At 68.3% G+C, this 19629-nt stretch carries 15 protein-coding genes and 2 pseudogenes; 6 read left to right on the top strand and 11 right to left on the bottom strand.

What is annotated here, in order from left to right; genetic code table 11:
* A pseudogene (locus CV1CTNOD_RS25705) lies at nt 1-243 on the top strand (hypothetical protein); the annotation flags it as partial.
* 116 nt (nt 244-359) lie between these two features.
* On the opposite strand, the gene CV1CTNOD_RS12560 reads toward CV1CTNOD_RS25705, so the two are convergent.
* On the bottom strand, nt 360-1127 hold the full coding sequence (locus CV1CTNOD_RS12560; RefSeq protein ID WP_131786300.1) for a phytanoyl-CoA dioxygenase family protein: 768 nt from the start codon (nt 1125-1127) through the stop codon (nt 360-362).
* A gap of 114 nt (nt 1128-1241) precedes the next feature.
* Nucleotides 1242-1547: a GlsB/YeaQ/YmgE family stress response membrane protein gene (locus CV1CTNOD_RS12555; RefSeq protein ID WP_131786299.1), complete on the bottom strand. Its 306-nt coding sequence runs from the start codon at nt 1545-1547 to the stop codon at nt 1242-1244.
* Between the two features lie 266 nt (nt 1548-1813).
* On the opposite strand from CV1CTNOD_RS12555, the gene bioA reads away from it, so the two are divergent.
* Both bioA and CV1CTNOD_RS12545 read left to right on the top strand, forming a co-directional pair.
* Nucleotides 1814-3139 (top strand): adenosylmethionine--8-amino-7-oxononanoate transaminase, encoded by a 1326-nt coding sequence (gene bioA / locus CV1CTNOD_RS12550; RefSeq protein ID WP_131786298.1) that lies wholly within the window; start codon nt 1814-1816, stop codon nt 3137-3139.
* 484 nt (nt 3140-3623) lie between these two features.
* Nucleotides 3624-4958 carry a GGDEF domain-containing protein gene (locus CV1CTNOD_RS12545; protein WP_242606634.1) on the top strand — a complete coding sequence of 445 codons (1335 nt, stop codon included), beginning with the start codon at nt 3624-3626 and terminating at the stop codon, nt 4956-4958.
* Nucleotides 4959-5022: 64 nt separating this feature from the next.
* Here CV1CTNOD_RS12545 and CV1CTNOD_RS12540 read toward each other — a convergent pair whose 3' ends face one another.
* The 5 genes from CV1CTNOD_RS12540 to CV1CTNOD_RS12520 all read right to left on the bottom strand — a co-directional run bounded on the left by CV1CTNOD_RS12540 (nt 5023) and on the right by CV1CTNOD_RS12520 (nt 9922).
* Nucleotides 5023-5850: a bifunctional 5,10-methylenetetrahydrofolate dehydrogenase/5,10-methenyltetrahydrofolate cyclohydrolase gene (locus CV1CTNOD_RS12540; protein WP_131786296.1), complete on the bottom strand. Its 828-nt coding sequence runs from the start codon at nt 5848-5850 to the stop codon at nt 5023-5025.
* Entirely contained in the window at nt 5847-6470 is a 624-nt protein-coding gene (locus tag CV1CTNOD_RS12535; RefSeq protein ID WP_131786295.1) for a cyclodeaminase/cyclohydrolase family protein, read from the bottom strand. The genes CV1CTNOD_RS12540 and CV1CTNOD_RS12535 overlap by 4 nt, the downstream gene beginning before the upstream one ends.
* A 91-nt stretch (nt 6471-6561) precedes the next feature.
* A complete protein-coding gene (locus CV1CTNOD_RS12530) occupies nt 6562-8208 on the bottom strand; it encodes an AMP-binding protein (RefSeq protein ID WP_131786294.1) in 1647 nt (548 codons plus the stop codon).
* A 753-nt stretch (nt 8209-8961) separates the two neighbouring features.
* Nucleotides 8962-9414: a peptide-methionine (R)-S-oxide reductase MsrB gene (gene msrB, locus CV1CTNOD_RS12525; RefSeq protein ID WP_131786293.1), complete on the bottom strand. Its 453-nt coding sequence runs from the start codon at nt 9412-9414 to the stop codon at nt 8962-8964.
* 37 nt (nt 9415-9451) lie between these two features.
* The gene (locus tag CV1CTNOD_RS12520; protein ID WP_347402928.1) at nt 9452-9922 is read right to left on the bottom strand and encodes a DUF4267 domain-containing protein; all 471 of its coding nucleotides are present in this window, start codon (nt 9920-9922) and stop codon (nt 9452-9454) included.
* 120 nt (nt 9923-10042) lie between these two features.
* On the opposite strand from CV1CTNOD_RS12520, the gene CV1CTNOD_RS12515 reads away from it, so the two are divergent.
* The gene (locus CV1CTNOD_RS12515) at nt 10043-10393 is read left to right on the top strand and encodes an RNA polymerase-binding protein RbpA (RefSeq protein WP_131767033.1); all 351 of its coding nucleotides are present in this window, start codon (nt 10043-10045) and stop codon (nt 10391-10393) included.
* Between the two features lie 74 nt (nt 10394-10467).
* Here the strand turns inward: CV1CTNOD_RS12515 and lnt are convergent, their stop codons facing one another.
* The 4 genes from lnt to CV1CTNOD_RS12495 all read right to left on the bottom strand — a co-directional run bounded on the left by lnt (nt 10468) and on the right by CV1CTNOD_RS12495 (nt 16906).
* Nucleotides 10468-13122 carry an apolipoprotein N-acyltransferase gene (gene lnt / locus CV1CTNOD_RS12510; protein WP_131786291.1) on the bottom strand — a complete coding sequence of 885 codons (2655 nt, stop codon included), beginning with the start codon at nt 13120-13122 and terminating at the stop codon, nt 10468-10470.
* Nucleotides 13123-13305: 183 nt separating this feature from the next.
* Complete coding sequence (locus tag CV1CTNOD_RS12505) at nt 13306-13680, bottom strand: DMT family transporter (RefSeq protein ID WP_165485479.1); 375 nt, start codon at nt 13678-13680, stop codon at nt 13306-13308.
* Between the two features lie 906 nt (nt 13681-14586).
* Nucleotides 14587-16302, bottom strand: coding sequence for an amidohydrolase family protein (locus CV1CTNOD_RS12500; protein WP_131786289.1), 1716 nt, complete (start codon nt 16300-16302; stop codon nt 14587-14589).
* Between the two features lie 160 nt (nt 16303-16462).
* The gene (locus CV1CTNOD_RS12495) at nt 16463-16906 is read right to left on the bottom strand and encodes an Lrp/AsnC family transcriptional regulator (protein WP_131786288.1); all 444 of its coding nucleotides are present in this window, start codon (nt 16904-16906) and stop codon (nt 16463-16465) included.
* 53 nt (nt 16907-16959) lie between these two features.
* On the opposite strand from CV1CTNOD_RS12495, the pseudogene CV1CTNOD_RS12490 reads away from it, so the two are divergent.
* Nucleotides 16960-17910: pseudogene (locus CV1CTNOD_RS12490) on the top strand (5'-3' exonuclease); the annotation flags it as partial.
* Between the two features lie 195 nt (nt 17911-18105).
* A partial coding sequence (locus CV1CTNOD_RS26595) for an SDR family oxidoreductase (protein ID WP_242606633.1) occupies nt 18106-19629 on the top strand: 1524 nt, incomplete at its 3' end.

Below are 19629 nucleotides of genomic sequence, written 5' to 3'. Positions count from 1 at the left end.
CGTTCACCGACGGCGCCAAGGAAGGCGAGTTCGACATCTGACCGTTCCCGCGACGATGCCCCCGTCCCGGTACTTCCGGGCGGGGCATCGCTCGTTGGTGGCCAGCTCACGAAGCGTCCGACCCGGGCGCGCGGGGAGGAGAAGGGTGTAGAGCTGGCGTCCGGGCGCATATGGGAGTCGAAGGACGTCGAAGGCTGGATCACCGAGCACCGGCCGGATCGCGCCAAGCGGACCGACTCATGATCGAAGTCTGCAGAAAGTCCGCAGGACGTCCCTCTCGGTCCGCCTTCGATCAACGCTACCCAACGTAATAAACGCTGGTAGGCAAGGGTCCGAGGGAGGACCGGCAGGCCAGGCGCTTACCGCATGGCGTTCTTGTTGAAGGGCTCGAGCTGTTCGCCGGGGATGAGTGGGCGACCGCCCATGTAGCTGCCGCGCATATGCCGGCGCACGCCGCCGGGCGGGTCCTCAGTGGCGCGGGCGGCGGCATGCCACAGGTCGCTGTGGTGCAGCAGCACGTCACCGCGCTCGCAGTAGACCGCCACCTCGCCGGATATCTTGCCGAAGCCGGCGGGGACGGCGTCCCAGTCCCCGTGGTGGCTGCCCGGCACCACCCGCAGGAAACCGTTGGCCGGCGATGTCGCGTCGATGTGGAAGGTCAGCGCCACCCCGGGCCAGATGTCCGACGTCGGCCGGGACTGGTGGTCGCAGTGCCAGCCGATCCGCGTGTAGGTCATCCCGGCACCGGGACGGGCGTCCTGGTAGATGACACCGTGATCGTCAACGTCATACAACCAGTAGCCATCGCCGAGGATGCGCCGCACAAGCGTGAGCAGGACGGGGTGATTGATCGCGGCGGTGGCGACGGGGGAGAGGTTCGTGACCCCGACGACATAGTGCACGTACGGCGGGTGGCCGCCGTCGAAGTCGCCTCCGAGGTCGTCCCCGGCCCAGGACCGGTCGAGATCCCCGGTGCTGATCCGGCGCTGAAGCTCGGCGAGCGCTTCACCGAGCGCGGTTGTCGCCTCCTCGGCGAACAGCCCACGGACGATCACGAAACCGTCGCGGTCGAAGTCGGCGGCCAGCCGTGTGATCGTCTCCGACGTCGTGTCAACAACGTTCGTCATATGGCCATCATGAACCGTCCGCGACACAGCTGGCTGCGAAGGGCGGGGCCGACCTCACGGCAAGGCCTTGCCGAACTTTGTCTGAACGTCGAACCCTGCCGATCGGGCCTTTAATTAAAGGCCCGATCGATACTGGCGGTGGTGGTCGCTGGAGCGCTGGGACCGCCGGTTGAGCCAGACGGGCGTGATGAGGACGACGAGCCCAGCCGCCACGCCCACCTGCAGGATGTGGCGTATCCAGTCGAAACCGCCGGTGTGGCGGACGCCGAGCCCGCTGGCGATGATGTTACCTACCAGCGCACCGATGATACCTATCACGATCGTCAGCCACAGGGGGATCCTCTGCGGCCCCCGGAGGATCAGCCGTGCCAGCAGGCCGATCACGAGACCAGTAATGATGATCCAAATCAGTTGAAACACGGTGGCCTTCCCCGATGGGAGTCGTTGTCACCAGCGGTGAGATTATGTCCACGCAGCTTCTCCGCAAACGCTGTTGGCCCTTACTCGCAACAGCACCATGCCCGTACTGTATAGGCCTGCGTCGCTGTATAGGCCTGCGTCCACACGGCCGTCATACGGCGAGGAGCGCGCTGAGATCGATCGTGACCGGGTACAGGACCCCGACCGGAACCGTCCCCGCGTCGGGCCGCCGGTACGCGAGGGACTGCGCACGATAGACATGGCGTATGGGGCATCGTCGACGGGGATCCGTATCGGCTCGGTACAGCGACGCCGGGGAGCTGCTTGCCGACGATCGCGCGCACGTCTGGCATCCCTACGCGTCGGCGACCGACCCGCTGCCGGTGTTTCCGGTGGCGTCCGCCTCCGGGGTGCGGCTGCGGCTGACCGACGGACGGGAGCTGATCGACGGCATGTCGTCGTGGTGGGCTGCCATCCACGGCTACGCCCATCCGGTCCTGGACCAGGCTGTACGTGCTCAGCTCGACGACATGGCCCATGTCATGTTCGGCGGGCTCACCCATGCTCCCGCGGTGACGCTGGCACGTACCCTGGTCGAGATCACCCCGTCGCCGCTGACCAAGGTGTTCTTCTGCGACTCCGGGTCGGTCGCCGTCGAGATCGCGATCAAGATGGCGTTGCAGTACGCGCGGGGACGGGGACGACCTGAGCGGACGAAGCTGCTCACCGTCCGCCGCGGATATCACGGGGACACCTCCGGCGCCATGGCCGTGTGCGACCCGGACACCGGTATGCACCATCTGTTCACCGGCCTGCTCCCGCGGCACCTGTTCGCCGAGGCGCCGCAACCGGACTTCGGCGAGCCGTGCGAGGACGAGCATGTCGCCGGCATCGCCCGGCTGCTCGACGAGCACCGGCACGAGATCGCCGCGGTGATCTGCGAACCGATCGTCCAGGGCGCCGGGGCGATGCGCTTCTACGCTGCGGGCTGGCTGGCCCGCCTGCGTGAACTGTGCGACGCCCATGGCGTCCTGCTCATCGCGGACGAGATCGCGACCGGGTTCGGGCGATCGGGGGAGCTGTTCGGCTGCGACCATGCCGGGATCAGTCCGGACATCATGTGCGTGGGCAAGGCCATGACGGGGGGATACCTGTCGATGGCCGCGACCCTGTGCACGGACGAGGTGGCGGACGGGGTGTGCGCGTCCGAAGCGGGCGTGTTCATGCATGGGCCGACGTTCATGGGCAACCCTCTGGCCGCGGCGGTGGCGAACGCCAGCATCGACCTGCTGCTGTCAGGGCCGTGGCGGAGCAGGGTCGGCGATCTGCAGACGTGGCTGGCCGACGGGCTCGCGCCCGCCTGCGCGCTTGCCGGCGTCGCCGATGTACGGACGCTGGGCGCGATCGGGGTGATCGAGACCCGGGAGCCGGTCGATCTCCGGGTGATCCAACCGCTGCTGGTGGACCTGGGAGTCTGGGTGCGTCCGTTTGGCCGGTTGGTGTATGCAATGCCCCCATATGTCATGACGCGCCCAGACGTTGCCGCGCTGACCGCCGCCATGGTGGAGGCGGTCGCCCGCACCGTCCGTTGATCTAACCGCTGACCTGGGCTAACGGCCCGTCAGGGCGGTTGTGCGGTGCGCGGATGCCATGTCTTGGGACATCACCCGACGGTCCTTCATGTCGGGACATCGTCGAAGTAGTTGCGGTTGCCGGGCCGTCGTCCGTACTCTTTGTTTCCGTTGTTGAACTGTGAGTAGCGGGCCAGTGCGAATCGAACCGGAACGAGGCGAACAGGAGGAAGGTCAACCCGACATGATGTCCCACATTTTGTTACCTCCTCTCGGCGGAGCGGCGGATCCGGCTGAAACCGTGCATTCTGCTGGAACGACGCATGGCGCGCAGGCAGCGGGGCTGCCCGCCGCCAATGAGGCGGACTCCCATACTCAGCCCCGGCCACATCGGTCGTCCCAGCCCTCCCAATCACCCAGGCCTTCCCAGTCACCTCAGCCGCCCCGGCTATCTCAGTCACCTCAGTCACCTCAGCCGCCCCGGCCACGGCAATCCCGGCGATTCGTGCGGCGATCCTGGCAACTTGGGGGAGAACTGGCCCGGCGGGCCGGTGAACGGCTGGTCGACCACGTGTCGCGCTTTGAGCTTTGCAGCCTTTCCCCACGGCTTGTCCGCTACCTCGTCACCGTCGACGTGCTGTGTCTGGTGGTCGTTTTTCTCGGCGTGCTGGAGCTTCCGTTCCGGTTTGTCGACCTGCTCACGTTCGGGGCCTTTGTTCTGCTCGGTCGACTGGCCATGGAAACGTCACGACATCTCGGCGCGCCAGGTCGCCGGAAGGACGAACCACACCGGGATCTGCTGTCGACCTGGACCCTGCCGGTCACACTTCTTCTGCCGCCGTTGTACGCCGCCGTCCTGCACATCCCTCTCCACTGCATTTTCCGCTCCAGAGTCGCTCCGCAGCCCAGGTACAAGCAGGTCTTCAACGCGGCGGCGTTGGGTGTGTCGGGTTTCTGCGCAGCCAGCGTGCACCGTGCGCTCGCGCCGACCCAGGGGCCATATCGGATCGACACCCTGGTAGGTTCTTCCGGGCGTATCGGCGCATTGTTCGTGGTGGTACTCACCTACATCGTCCTCAACCGCATTCTTCTGCACGGCGCGCTGTGGTATGCACATCCCCGGCCAGCCCGTCGTCCGTTTGCCGGTGGTGGACGCGAAATACTTGCCGTCGATGCCGCCGAAATGTGTTCCGCCATCGGGCTGGCCGTACTGTGGACCGCGCATCCCCTGCTCATGCTCACCGCGACGCCGCCTGCGCTCCTGCTCCAGCGCAGCCTGCTGCACGCCGAACTTCTACAGGCGGCACGTACCGACGCCAAGACCCGGCTGGCCAACCCCGCCTACTGGCGCGAGGCAGCGGAAAAGGAGGTGCTGCGGATCCGGCGCGCGGGCCGTCCGCTGTCCGTTCTCATCGTGGACATCGACCATTTCAAGAGGGTCAACGACCAGTTCGGTCATCTGACCGGTGACGCCGTCCTCGTGTGTGTCGCGGACGCTCTGCGCGCCGCTACCCGACCTCGTGATCTTGTCGGGCGGTTCGGTGGCGAAGAATTTGTGATCATGCTCTGTGAGACCGATCTCGACAACGCCGCCCGTGCCGCCGACCGAATCCGTCGCCAGGTAGCCGGGATGCGTTGCCGGGTGAACGGCCAGTCCGCCGGCGTGGTCCACGTGTCCGTGACCGTCTCGGTCGGCGTGGCCACCGCAACCGGCGCGGACGTGGATCTGCCCGCCCTGCTGGAAACCGCGGACGCGGCGCTCTATCGAGCCAAGGCCGACGGGCGCAACTGCGTCCGCCTGGCGGCCGGGGTCGCCCCCCACGCCCGAACGGCCACCTGACGGTTCACGACATGGCCTGACAATTCACCAGGCACCCCGACAATTCACGGTGCAGCCCGACGGTTCACAAGGCGGCGGCGCTGGTGGTGTTGCGCAGCAGCAGCATCGTGGTCACCGGCCCCACTCCGCCCGGAACCGGGGTGAGAGCGCCCGCCACGGACGCCACGGCGTCGGCGTCCACGTCGCCGACCAGACCGGACTCGGTGACGTTCGTCCCCACGTCGATGACGACGGCACCCGGCCGGATGAACCCCTTGCCGATCATCTTGGGGCGGCCGACAGCGGCCACCACGACGTCGGCCTCGTGAACGATCGAGACCAGGTCGGTCGTCCGGGAATGGCAGATCGTCACCGTGGCGTCCTCGGCCAACAGCAGCAGGGAGGCGGGTTTGCCCACCACCGGGCTGCGCCCGATGACCACCGCATGGATGCCGGCGATCTTGATGTCACCCCGGTGCAGGATCTCCAGCACCGCGGCGGCGGTGGCCGGCGCGAAACACGGCAGGCCCAGGGCCAGGCGACCCAGGCTCAGCGGATTCATCCCGTCGACGTCCTTGTGCGGGGGGATGCGGGTCCCGATGTCGGTGGCGGACACCCCCGGAGGAAGGGGGGTCTGCACCATCAGACCGTGCACCTCGTCGTCGGCGGCCAGCCGGTCGACCGTGGCGACGAGTTCGGCGGTGTCCCCGGACAGTTCGTGGACGACGCAGTGGACTCCCACCTTCGCCGCGCCGCGTTCGATCACTCCGACGTAGGACCGGGCTGCTGCGTCAGTGCCCGGCAGGACCACAGCCAACGTCGGCACCCTGCCGGCCTCGCGTAGCCGCTCCACGTCGTCGACGACGCCTCGTCCGATCTCTGCGGCCATGGACCGCCCGTCCAGCAACTTCATGATCCGATCCGCTCCCCGACAGCGCGCACGATGCCGTCAGCCGTAGCCACAGACGCCAGATGTTCGGCGAGGGCGGCGGCTGCGCGCTCCCGCGCACCCGCGTCCGTCATCGCCGCTGTATTCACCCGCACATTGATCGCAGCGCTGTCCAGTGCGGCGCGTGCACTGGCAGCAGCCACACCGACATCGCTGAGGACGTTGACGTTCGCGCCGTCGACGATTGCCGCGCACAGTCCCACCACGGCCGCGGCAACCGCCGCGGTGTGCAGCGGCACCTCGGCCGCTGTGCCCAGCGCGGCCTGGATCGCCCGGCTGCGCTCGGCCCGCTCGTCCTCGGTGCCCTTCGGCAGTTTGTAGGCGTCGCTGACCGCCGCGAACGCGCGGGCGTCGGCGTTGGCCAGCGCCAGCGCCTCAGCCCTTGCCTTGTCGGCTTCGATCAGGGCGGAAAGCATCGTCGCTTCGTGCTCGGCGTAACGGGGCTTGCCAATAGTGAGGTTGCAAACCATGCTCACCAGCGCCGCGCCAAGAGCGGCCTGAAGCGCCGCGGCAGCGCCACCGCCCGGTGCGGGCGCTGGGGAAGCCAGATCGGCGAGAAACTCCGCCATTGTCTCGTCATCCACGGCACCCTCTCCTACCTGTTGACTCTGCTTGCCCGACCGTGCTTCCCACGGCCGACAGCACTGCACCGTAGCAAGCCCACGGATTGTCGGTTCAGAGCCTCTGCAGGACAGGACTGTTCAATGATCCGGAGACCTGGTCCTCCAGCGATCCGGACATTTGGGCCTGCCGGGCCCGTCGGACCGGCTTCCGGATCTCTCCGGATCCGAGGGGAGCCTCGAGCGCGGGAAAAACATGATCGTGCCGTCGTTGGCGCTCTGGATCTGTCCGCCGGATCGTGCCGGTCCGGCCACCGGGGAGGTCAGAGACGATCTCTATGCTGGCCGGCCGTTTGAATTTGGCGAGGCCGATCTCGCACCGTTCCGCGAGCTCGGTCACAAGCAGGGGATCGAGAACATCCACCGGCACGACCAGCGCGACGGGCACCTCACCGAGAACAACGTCCGGCCGGCCCACCACCACGGCGCGGTATACCCGCGGGTCGGCGAGCAGGACCTCCTCGACCTCGCGGGGGGACACTTTCTCACCGCCACAGTTGATCATGTCATCGCTGCGGCCGGACAGGTAGAGATAGCCGTCGGAATCGACGAAGCCGATGTCGCCGGTGTCCAGCCAGCCATCCGGGGTGAACCTGTCGCCACCAGCCGGGCCGGCATATGCGCGAATGACCCCGGGCCCGCGGATCTGCACCTTCCCAACCTGGTCGGGCGTACGCAGCATCCCGTCGTCATCGACGACGCGTACCTCGCTTCCCACCGGCAGACCCACCGACCCTGGCTTGCGGGTCCCCTGCGGCGGATTCGCCGTTATCAGACTACCGGCCTCGGTCATGCCATAGGTTTCCAGCACCGGGACGCCGGTGGCCTCCTCGAACGCCTGTAACACGGAAACGGTCAGGGGAGCCGAGGCAGACCGGACGAACCGGACACGGCAGTCGCGGGCGCGAGCGGCGTGGGGATCCATGGCCAGCAGGGCCAGGATCGCCGGAACCCCGTTGATCCAGGTCACCTGATGATTGTTGATCATCGTCCAGAATCCACGGCGGCGGAACCGGCGGTCGAGAACGAGGGTGGCCCCGCTGCACAAAGTGGCGAGCAGCCCGACCACCTGAGCGTTGACGTGGACCAGTGGTAGCGGATTGTAACCGATGTCGGTCCGGCTCAGCTGGTGATGGTGCGCGACGGCGGCAGCCACGTGAGCGAGCTGCTCGCTGTCAAGAAAGATCTCCCTGACTGCCTCGGTCGCAACCGAACCCGTTGAACCCGTCACCAGGACACCGCCCGGCACCCGGCAACTCGTACCGCCATCACCGAGGTCGGTGCCGTCGGGACCGCAGCCCGACGGCAACGTGGCGGTGTGTTCGGTGGCCATCCGCGGGCTGAGCTGGCGGATGCCACACGGAGCAGGCAGAGATCGATCGGTGACCACCAGATCGGGCCGGGTTCGTTCCAGGGCTCGTTCCAGCTCCGCGGGTGGGGCGTCCGGATCCAGGGGAACCGCGTGCCTACCACTTGCAAGGGTTGCGAGGAAGACCACGGCGAAGTCCAGGGGATCGGACACGAGGATCGCGATCCGCCGTTGCACCCGCGGGCCGTGCGCGTCCAGGTCGGTCCGCCACCGCTGAATGAGAGCAGCCATCTCGCCGTAGGTGACCGAACGGTTGCCGCGAGCCTCTCTGAGGTACACCTGACCCGGGTGTTCCCTGCCGCACACGCCCAACCACTCGGTTACAGATGTCACTTTCACCACCACCTTCGCCGACTCTTGTGTAAATAAGCTCCGCCTGATGTCGGGGGATTTCCAGCAGCGCTCGTAGTACCCCTCTCCATACAAACCATCCCAGACCGCTATATCAGTTGCCGACGGGCCGATGCGATGTTACCCGGGGTGTTGCTGGTCACATATGGATCGATGGGGAAACGGCGGCTTCCTCACGCTACCCGTAATTAAACCCTTGAACCGAACGCCCCGTCCTCGGACGTTCCCACCCGGCGAGACCGTGATCCCGACCCCCGTGGGGGATGAGCATATCCCGCCGGGACGGTGTCGCCATGACCAGTGCGCCCAACTGTCGTCCACCGCATCGACTTGCCACTGTCGTCCACCGCATCGACTTGCCGTCGAATAACCCCGTCGTCCTACCACTGAATGTCGAGCGAGTGTCGAATAGATGACCTCGCCTCGGCCGACTCCAGGCGGGGAGAAATTTCCGGACGCGGGAAATTCCTCCACGTCCGCAAGGACGGTTGGGAGCAACGTTCACGGGGTCCGGCCGAGGTGAGCCGGCCCGACTCCCAGGACGCCAGGCCCGTAGGGAGGTGACGCGGGTACCGCGGCGGCTCGGGTGGGGGCTTAGCCAGTCTACTTGACATAATGGCAATTATCGGCGCGACAGCATCGTGCGGGGGAGGAGGGTAATGGCCCTACTGCCCCGCCGGGTCCGCGTCCTCCACGCCCGCGTTTACAGCCACGTTCTCCCGGTCAGACTCCCGGTCAGATCGCGTTCTCCGCGTCAGGCGACGGGTCGGCCGAGTCGAGATCAAGCGCGAGCGAGTTCATGCAGTAGCGCTGACCGGTCGGTTCGGGACCGTCGTCGAACAGGTGCCCAAGGTGTGATCCACAACGTCGGCACCGTACCTCTGTACGGATCATGCCGTGGGAGCGGTCCTCCACCAGCTCCACCGCCTCCGCCACCGTGGGCTGGTAGAAACTCGGCCATCCCGAGCCGGAGTCGTACTTCGTGGATGAGTCGAACAATGCGTTCCCACATGCCCCACAACGGTAGATGCCGGTTTCCTTGCTGTACGTATAGGAACCGGTGAAGGGTGGTTCGGTGGCGGCGTTACGCAGAATGGCGTAACGCTCCGCAGGGAGTTCCTTGCGCCACTCCTCCTCGGTCCTGACGACCTGGTGCGCTGTCACGGTGGCCTCCTTGTCGTCGCTCATGCCACTTCACTCCCCTCTCCTCGTGTTGTGGGACGTTTCACGCAGCGGATTCGTTCCCCGGCGATGTCGCCAGGATCGGCGCGGCGCCTTCTGCGCCCGTGCCGGTGGCCGGACGCGCAACGAGTGCGCCCGCCTGGACAACACTGCCGGCCGCAGCCACCACCGCGACCGCGACCGGCAGCGGCGCGACGTCACGACGGATGCCGGCGGCGAGCAGCACGGCCGCGTCGGCCATGTCGACGAGCATGCCCGCCCACAGCCAGCCCCGGACCGGTCCGCTGTCGCGCCGCAGGAGCGTCGCGAGCAGACCGGCGCCGAGAGCAATGTCACGGGCTGCCGCAAGCTGGGTGATCCACGCCGTCCGCTCGGCAGTGACCCGGTCCACTCCGGCGAGGCGCACGAATCCGGTGGGACGTGTCAGCAATCCGACACCGATCACGCACCGCGCCACTCCGAAGAGGCCAGCTCGCTGACTGTACGTAACAAAAGGAGCTCTAAATGTGATCATTTTTATACCTTGTGTGAGCGCGATCTCGTCACCGGCCTTGTCCTCGTGGGAACGTCCCACAGATCCCGTGCGTTGGTGAGTCTGAGTTCCTCACTGGTATCGACGCTCGGGAGGGTTTTTATGGGCGAGCGCATCCTGCGAGGCAGCCGTCTAGGTGCAGTCTCCTACGAGACGGATCGCAGCACCGAACTCGCGCCACGCCAGACCGCGTCCTACGACTGCCCGAACGGCCACCAGTTCACCATGCCCTTCGCTGCCGAGGCCGAGGTCCCGGCAGTCTGGGAATGCCGTGTCTGTGGTGCCGGATCGGTCATCGTTGACGGCGAGGTTCCGGAGCCGAAGAAGAGCAAGCCCCCGCGCACGCACTGGGACATGCTGATGGAGCGGCGTACCACCGATGACCTTGAAGAGGTACTGGCCGAGCGGCTCGCGGTTCTGCGGGGCGCTGGGCAGGATCGCCGATCCGCCTGACGCGCCTGCTGTAGCAGCATCGACGCGTGTGGCCACCCGGGTAGTCCGGTCGGTCACACGCGTGTCACCTCGGGTCATACCGAGACGCCCGTTGTCGGCTGCTCCTGCTGCCCCTCAGGGGTTCTGCGTGCCACGGGAAGCGGCACCGGGCCGGGGCTCCCGCCGGGTTGGAGACCCGAGCCTTCCTGACCTTTCCGATTCGCCGGAAGCGCACTCCCCGGACGCCGAACACCGCGGCCGTCACCCTGGGCCAGCCGACCGCGCCAAGAAGACTTCACAGCCCACCAGGTCACCCGCCACAGCGCCTCCCCCACGATGGCCCGGCTCATCTTCGACCGCCCGCGTTCGCGCTGGACGAAGGTGATCGGGACCTCGCTGAGGCGGAACCCCGACCGCCACGCCTGCCAGGCCAGATCGACCTGGAAGCAGTATCCCTGCGACGCAACCCGATCAAGGTTACGACTACGCAGGACCTCAGCCCGGTAGGCCCGGAAACCCGCGGTCGCGTCGGCCAGCGGCATACCGAGAACGACCCGTACATACATGTTCGCGCCGCGGGAGAGCAACAGCCGGGTACGCGGCCAGTTGCGCACCTCTCCCCCGCGTACCCAGCGAGAACCGATGACCAGATCGGCCTCGCGCAAAGCGGTGAGCAGGCGCGGAAGTTCCTCCGGCTGGTGTGAGCCGTCGGCGTCCATCTCGACCAGGACACCGTAGCCGCGCTGCAACCCCCATCCAAAGCCGGCTACATAGGCCGCACCCAGACCCTCCTTGGCACCGCGGTGCAGGACGTGGACATGAGGATCGGCGCCGGCGAGGTCATCAGCGATCCGACCGGTGCCGTCGGGACTCGCGTCGTCGATGACCAGCAGGTCCACGTCCGGATTGGCCGTTCGGAGCCGGTTGACCGTGTCCTGAAGGTTCTCCCGTTCGTTGTAGGTGGGAACACACACGAGAACGCGCTCGCCGTCCACGCGGCTCCTTTCGGTGTCGCCAGCGCTGTTGTCGGCGGTGCCGCCGCCTGTCTGCCCGTACTGTCGCCGGTGGCCGGCGGTCCGGTCGAACACGGATGCCTGTCGTGCCGACGCCTGCCCGGTCCGTAGACCGAACGCTACAGCGAACAGTCCGATCATCACCAAGACCGTCTCCGGGATGATGCCGAGCCGGTCGGCAAGGGTACGCCCCGTGCGCAACGGGAGCGCGGCAGTCAGGGCAGCCGCCTCGTACAACCCGGATTGTGCGATGATCCGGCCGTCGGGAAGGATCAGTGCGCTCTGGCCGCTGGTGGACACCTGCACCGCGGCCCGCCCGTGTTCGATCGCGCGTAGCCGGGTCATGGCCAGCTGCTGCTCACTTTCGCCCTTGCGCCCGAACGAGGCGTTGTTGGTCTGCACGACCAGCAGCTGCGCACCGGCGTTGACAGTCCTGCGAACGAGCCCGTCGTAGGCCACCTCAAAGCAGATGACATCACCGATAGTGATGTCATGGATGGTCAGTGCCCCGACCGCGGTGCCGTGGACGAAGTCGTTGGGCATCTCGGTGGCGAACCGGCTGACCAGTCTTTCGAGGACGGCCCGACCCGGCAGGTACTCGGCGAACGGCACCGGATGCTGCTTGACGTACATCTGACCGGCCCAGCCATCCTCCTCCCACACCAGCCCCGCGTTGCGCGCCTTCCTCGGACTTGGCCCGTTGAGTACCGCGCCGACGAGGACGGGAGCACCCACCGCCTGTGCGGCCCGGTTCAGCAGGGCGCCCGCGCGGGGGTTGGCAAGCGGGTCGACGTCCGAGGCGTTCTCCGGCCACAGGACCAGGTCAGGCTGGGGGGTCCGGCCGGCCGTGACATCCGCCGCGAGCTGTTCGGTCTGTGTGACGTGGTTGGTGGTGACCTGGAACATGCTTCCGAGCGCGTTGAGACCCCCGGCCTGCGCGACGTTGCCCTGAATCGCCGCGACCTGCGCTGTGCCGGTCTGCGCTGTGGCCGGTAGCGGTACCGCAAGACCCACCAGCGTCACGGCGGCGGCTCCACCCAGTGGCCGGGCCGTCGCCGCGGCCGTCCGTCCCCAACTGCGCCTGGTGCCTGGCGTGTCTGTGTCACCCACGCCGGACGAACAGGACGAGCCGGCGGAACCCGCAGTCAGCACACCCGAGCGGATGGCGGCCGCGGCCAGCAGCGCACCGCAGCCGGCAACCGCGGCGGTCACCAGCGGTGAGCCGCCGAGCGCCGCAAGCGGGGTCAGCGGTGTGCCCGCCTGGCTGAAAGCCAGCTTTCCCCACGGGAAACCGCCGAACGGCGCGCGTCCGCGCACAGCCTCCTGAGCGACCCACACCGCGGCCACCCACAGGGGCCAGCCACGCACCCGCATCACCGCGGTGGTCGCGGGGGCGACCACCGCGAGCAGGGCCGCCTCGCCGACCGACAGCACCACCCAGCCGTCGATGCCGACGAACATCACAAAACGCAGCATCGCCAGCATGAAGCCCAGACCGAAAAGCATGCCGAGGCTAAACGACCAGCGCAGGCGCACACCGCGCACGACAAGGGTGAGGACGGCCACGGCGACCGGTGCCAGCGGCCAGATCCCAACCGGCGGGAACGCCAGGTACAGCGCCGCACCGGCGATGATCGCGAGCAGCGGCCGGATCAGCCGTCGGGCCGACGAGGCGTCCTCGCCGATGTCGGACACGCCGGTGGGCGATGACGCGGCAACGCGACCAGCAGTCAGCATGTCCTGGGCTGTCACAGTCCTAAGTGTCGGTCACCGGCCGGCCCGCGATCGACCGGGTCGGTGAAACATCCACCCGCGGGCCTCACCGGCCGGCGTACGCGGAGTCCGGTTGTCTCCTCAGCGGCCTGAGGATCTGGGCTTCCGGCACCGCGAGAAAAGCATGATCGCGACGTCTGTGGCCCGCTAACCTCGGTCGATCTGCCCGGAAACCCGCGCAGGGGCCGGTGACGTGTCTTTTTCCCGGTGGTCGGCGAGCGGAAGCAGCGCCACACCGAGGATGATCAGAACCAGGGATCCCGTTTTGATCCAGCTGGCGTGTTCCGTGCCCAAAGCGATGCCGATGACGGCAACCGCGGCGGTCCCCAACGCCCCGAAGGCCGCGTACGAGACGCTCGGGCCCAGCCCGGTGAGCGCAACCCCGAAGAAATAGGTGGTCAGGAGAAATCCGAGAACGGCGAGTACCGAGGGGACCGGGTTGCGGAAGCCGTGGGAGGCGGCGAGAGCGTAGGTGGCCGCCACGTCACAGGCGATCGCGGCCACCAGGACCATCCAGCTCATCAGGGTCCTTCGGGAGCGATCGGTCGTTCGTCTGTGTCTGGCGACGGTGCGGCGGGTGACATCTGTGGCGGTCATTACCTCTTCCCGGGCCTCATTCCCGACGGCCCGACCCGCTCGTGGTCCGTGCAGGTACCGCTGATCGGGTCTCGTTCGGAACCGCAGTCGACAGTACTACACGTAGCACGCAACCAAACACCCTGCGCATCTTCGGATCGGCGTCTCCACGTAGCCGGAACAATCGCGACGCATCGCAGCTAGTTTTGCAAACATTGATTACTAGTTGATTGACATTCCTAAAAAATAGTCAATATGTTGTGAATTGGTTTATCAGTGACGAATCCTGTATCTGGAGTACGGGTGTGCGCCGCGAAATAACAACTTATACACAATTTATACTGTGCAACCCTGTGCATGTCATGCCTGCCCGACGTGCTGACGGGGCGGGGGGCTGCGTCACTTCGGGGAGGATCGAGGAGAACGGGAGGAAGACCGGGATAGAACGTGTGGTTGACAGCGACCGAGTAGCGACCGGTACCGTTCATCTTGTCCACTCATGAGGCGGCTGCGGGAGTGCCTTCCCTGTCGACTAGACCGGCCAGCGGCCACCGGGCGCTCATGCGTCCGTGACCGCCCGGTACCAGGCCCGGTCGGCGGTGGGGTTGGACAGGAAGTTTCTCGTCGCCGACGAAGGAGGAGCTGCGAGGCAGCCCGGAGGGTCCCAGATCGTCCCCTAGACAACGGTGTCCCTGCCCGCATCCGGCGGGCAGGAAGCCGGTCCGAAGGGCGGTCCGGGACCCTTTCTGTGTCCATGGACGGGATCGGGACGGATGGGTTGCTCACCGGCGGATCAGTGACCCGCAGACCGGGCTGCCCGAACGGCAAAATATGATCGCGCGGTCGTCAGCCCTACAGCAGATCGTGGACGACCGTGCCGCGCACGACCGTGCGTACACAGGTCGGGGCGGGCCCGTCGAGATCGGGCAGCCCGGCGACGCCCGCCCGCGGGTCGGTGGACCATGCCGTGACACGGGCGTCCGGCACCTGGACCACCAGCTCCCCCGCCACCTGCCAGACCGCGAACGTCGCCGGAGCGCCGGGTGCGAGCAGCCCGCTGCCGTCACCGTCGGCCCGGGCCGCCCGCCACCCGCCCCTGGTCGCGGCGGAGAACGCCGCCCGAGCGCTCAGCGCCGCCGACGGCGTGTGGTGCGCGGCCGCGGCACGCACGCCACCCCATGGGTCCAGCGGGGTCACCGGAGCGTCCGAGGACAGCGCAAGGACGACACCCGCGGCCGCCATCGCGGCGAACGGGTTCATCGTGGCCGCCCGGTTGGCTCCCAGCCGCCGGGCGTACATGCCGTCCCGGCCTCCCCAGCAGGCGTCGAAGGCTGGTTGTACGACGGCCACCAGGCCGAGGCGGGCCATCCGCGCGATCTGGGCGGCGTCGGCCATCTCGCAGTGCTCGACGCGGTGGCGGCCTGCCAGGATCCGCGGTAGGCCGACCTTGTCGGCCGCACGGTCGAGGCCGTCCAGGACGGTGTCGAGGGCCGCGTCCCCGATTGCGTGGAAGCCGGTCTGCAGACCGGCCTCGGTGGCCTGTACGACCGTCTTGTACACGGTGTCGGCGTCCAGGTGCAGCAGGCCCCGGTCATCAACACTGCCGTGGTCGTTGATCCTGGTGTGGCCGTCGGCGCCGCCGGGGGCGTCCGCATAGGGGGCGCGCAATGCCGCGGTGCGTGATCCCAGCGATCCGTCGACGAACAGGTCGCCGCCGAGACCGACACCGAGAGCGAGGGCGGTGTCGATGTCCCCGGCCCAGTACCCGTGGACGGCGGGACCCGGTTCAGCGGCCGCGAGTGTGAGCAGGTCGCTGAGGTCGTCCGCGCTGGAGACCTCCGGCCCGCCCATCTCGTGCAGGGCTGCTATGCCGAGTGCGGCGGCATGCGCCCGGGTCCGGCGCTGGGCGGCTCGCCGCTGGCCTACGGACACGTTGTCGTAGGCGGTGGTCCGGGCCGCATGGTGGGCCTCGCCCTGGCACCGGCCGTCCCCGAGCCATCCCCGCATGCCGGGTGCGCCGCAGCGGGCCGCGAGCGCGGACGACACGACCGCGTAGTGGCCGTCGATGCGGGAGAGGTAGACGGCCGCGCCGCCGGCCGCGCGGTCAAGTTCGGCGGCTGTGGGCGGACGAGCCTCGGGCCAGGCCGTCTCGTCCCAGTTGGTGCCGAGCACGACGGTGGCGGGGTGACGCCGGACATGCTCGGCGAGCTGGTCGAGGGCGAAGGCCAGAGACTGCGCCCCGGACAGGTCGAGTCCGTCGAGGGCAAGCCCAGTCGCGGTCACGTGCACGTGGGCGTCCACGAACGCGGGCGTGACCACGGCGTCGTCGAGGTCCACGATCTCCTCGGCAGTCAGGGCGTCGGCGGCCGCGTCCGAGCCGATCCAGGCGATCCTGCCGTCCTCGACCAGCATCGCCGTCGCGAACGGGGATGCCAGGCTGTGGACCCGGCCACCACGGTAGAGGACGCGCCGCCTGCTGTCGGGCTCAACCGTTACGGCGCCCACCGGTTGTCCGTCCTGTCCGTCCAGAGGGCGGGCTCCCCTGGCTGCTCGCGGGTTCGACGACATGTCCGTCACACCTGAAAGTGTGCCTGCCGGAAATCGTGTCGGACGCCGTGGTGCCCGGTGGATCGGCCGTGTCGTCGAGAATCACGCGCCAGCCGACGGATGAAGGCCGACAGCGACACGATCATGTCTCTTTGTGCATGGCCGGCGACCCTGGGAGGCATCAGATGGCTGGTGGCCGTGCCTCGTACGGGGTGGACAGGACGACCATGGTGCGGGTCGAGACGTTCGCCGCGGCACGGATCTCCTGCAGCAGGCTTTCCAGGTCGCCCGGGGTACCGACCCGGACCTTGAGCAGGTAGCTCTCCTCACCGGCGACACTGTGGCATGCCTCGATGGCGGTCAGGTCCCGCAGCCGCTCCGGGGCGTCGTCCGGCTGACTCGGGTCGATCGGTTTGATCGACACGAACGCGGTGAGCGGGAGGCCGACCTCGGCGGCGTCGACGAGGGCCGCGTACGAGGTGATCACGCCGCGCTGCTCCAGGCGTCGCACCCGCTGATGCACCGCGGACACGGACAGGCCGGTGGCCCGGCCGAGGTCGGTGTAGCTCATCCGGCCATCCCGACACAGCAAACGGACGATCTCACGGTCAAGGTCTTCCAACACGATCAGGAGCGTACGCAGATCACGCAGCGTGGTCGTGTGTTGGACGGATATCGATGTGCGGCGGAGGGTGTCAGGCTGGCCGGGTGCACACACCCACCGGTCGGCTGATGCTGCTCGACACCCCGTCGCTGTATTTCCGCGCCTTCCACGGGGTGCCGCGATCGGTCCGCGCCCCGGACGGGACGCCCGTGAACGCCGTGCGGGGTCTGTTGGACACCCTGGCCCGCCAGATCGCCGAGATCCGTCCCACCCGGCTGGTCGCCTGCTTCGACGCGGACTGGCGCCCGCGGTTCCGGGTCGCGCTGCTGGAGTCGTACAAGGCCCACCGGGTGGCAGCCGGCAGCACCGACGGGGCCGAGGACGTCCCGGCGGCGCTCACCGTCCAGCTGCCCGTCATCGACGCCGTCCTGGACGCCGCCGGTATCGCCCGGATCTCGGCCACCGGCTACGAGGCGGACGACGTGATCGGCACGCTGGCCGTCCGCGATCAGGCGGAGGTGGACGTGCTGACCGGCGACCGCGATCTGTTCCAACTGGTCGACGACTCCCGGCCGGTGCGGGTGCGCTATGCGGTCGAGCGGTTCGCCGTGGTCGACGAGGCCGCGGTGGCCGACCGCTTCGGCATCCCCGGCCGGGCCTACGCCGATTTTGCGGTGCTGCGCGGTGACCCCAGCGACGGGTTGCCGGGGGTGCCGGGTATAGGCGCGAAGACCGCGTCGGCGCTGCTGGCCGGGTTCGGTTCGCTGGCAGCGGTCAGAGCCGCGGCCGCGCAAGGGGACACGGCCGGTTTCCCGGCCGGGAGCATGCGGCGGATCGTCGAAGCCGACGCCTATCTCGACGCGGCCGTCGCGGTGGTCGGGGTCGTCACCGACGTGGACCTGCCGCCGGTGCGTGACCGGCTACCCGCACAGCCCGCCGACCACGACGGCCTTGCCCGGCTGGCACGGCGGTGGGGCGTCGAGAAGGCGTCCGACCGGCTCCTCGCGGCACTGGCGGTGGCGTCGGCTACATCGGTTGTGTCGCTTGTCGCGTCCGTGCTTGTAATGTCCACCCGTACACGCTCCATGACCTTCGGCGCCGGACAGGGGAGACGGATCCTAGCCGGTGTGAGCCGGTTGCGGCCCCGGGCATCGGCGTCCCTTACTGTGACCCACCGGTGTCCCAATAACGGAATCCCAATAACGGAATGAGGTGAGGCGGTGGGGCTGCCCGAGCGGCTCGCGGGCAAGCGTGTCCTCGTCACGGGAGCGACCGGCTTCGTGGGCGAGGCACTGCTCGAACGGCTACTGTCCGATCTGCCCGACACCCACGTGGTCGTCCTCATCCGTCCCCGCGCCGGCAGGAGCGGACACGCCCGGTTCACCGGTCTCGTGGCCAAACCGGCTTTTGCCGCATGGCGCGAGCGTGTCGGCGCGGACGGGGTCGAGCGGGCGCTGCGCGAACGGGTCACGGTGCTCGAAGGCGACCTGGAGCGGATGCCGGTGTTGCCGGCGGATCTCGACATCGTGATCCACTGTGCGGGTGAGGTGTCCTTCGACCCGCCGATCGACACGGGTTTCGCCACCAACCTCGGCGGTGTCCAGGAACTGCTGCGGGCTGTCCGGGACAGTGGCGCCCGGCCCCACCTCGTGCACATCTCCACGGCGTACGTGGCGGGCCTGCGGTCCGGGCACGTGGCCGAGGGCCGCCTAGTGCACAACGTCAGCTGGCGGGCGGAGCAGGCGGCCGCGCAGCGGGCGCGCGTGACGGCCGAGGACGCTTCCCGCACCCCCGACGCGCTGCGCGGGTTCCGGGAGCAGGCCGAGGCCGAACACGTCCGCGCCGGCGCCCAGACGGTCTCCCGCGAGGCCGAGCGCCGCCGCCGCAAGTGGGTGGACCGCAGGCTCGTCGACGTCGGCGGGGAGCGGGCCCGTGTGCTGGGCTGGACCGACTGCTACACCTTCACCAAGGCGCTCGCCGAGCGCTACCTGGAGAACGAGCGGGACGGTCTGCCGCTGACGGTCGTGCGCCCGTCCATCATCGAAAGCGCGCTGGCCCGCCCGTTTCCGGGGTGGATCGAGGGCTTCAAGATGGCCGAACCGCTGATCATCGCCTACGGACGCGGGGAGTTGCCGGACTTCCCGGCCTCCCCCGACGGCATCATCGACATCATCCCGGTCGACCTGGTGGTCAACGCGATCATCGCCGCGGCGGCGGCCACCCCGCCGGCATCCACCCCGGCCTACTACACGATCTGCTCGGGTTTCCGTAACCCGCTGCTGTTCCGGGACCTCTACGAGCACGTCCGTGAGTACTTCGAGCGCCACCCGTTGATCTCACGCAACCGTGGTGCCGTCGCGGCCACCGACTGGCGCTTCGCCGGGGCCGCGACGGTCGAGAGCAGGCTGCGGCGCGGTGAGCGGTTCACCGAGCTCGCCGGTCGGGCGCTGGGGTACGCGCCCCGCTCCGACCGGGTCCGCCAGGCCGCCCGCGACCTGGAGCAGCTCGACGAGCGGCTGTCGTTCCTGCGCCGCTACCAGGACCTGTACCGCTCCTACACCAGGGCGGAGCTGGTCTACGTCGACGACGCGACCCGGGCCCTGCACCAGGGGCTGGACCCCGCCGACGCGCAGCGGTTCGGTTTCGACCCGGCCTGCTACGACTGGCGCACCTACCTGCAGGACATCCACATCCCGAGCGTGACGGCGACGATCCGCGGGCCGGACACGCTCGCCCCGCCGGCC

Origin of the sequence: Protofrankia symbiont of Coriaria ruscifolia (assembly GCF_900634745.1) — a bacterium.
GTDB lineage: Bacteria > Actinomycetota > Actinomycetes > Frankiales > Frankiaceae > Protofrankia > Protofrankia californiensis.
Note: the sequence above shows the minus strand (reverse complement) of the source record. Positions and strands in the feature narration are given on the sequence as shown.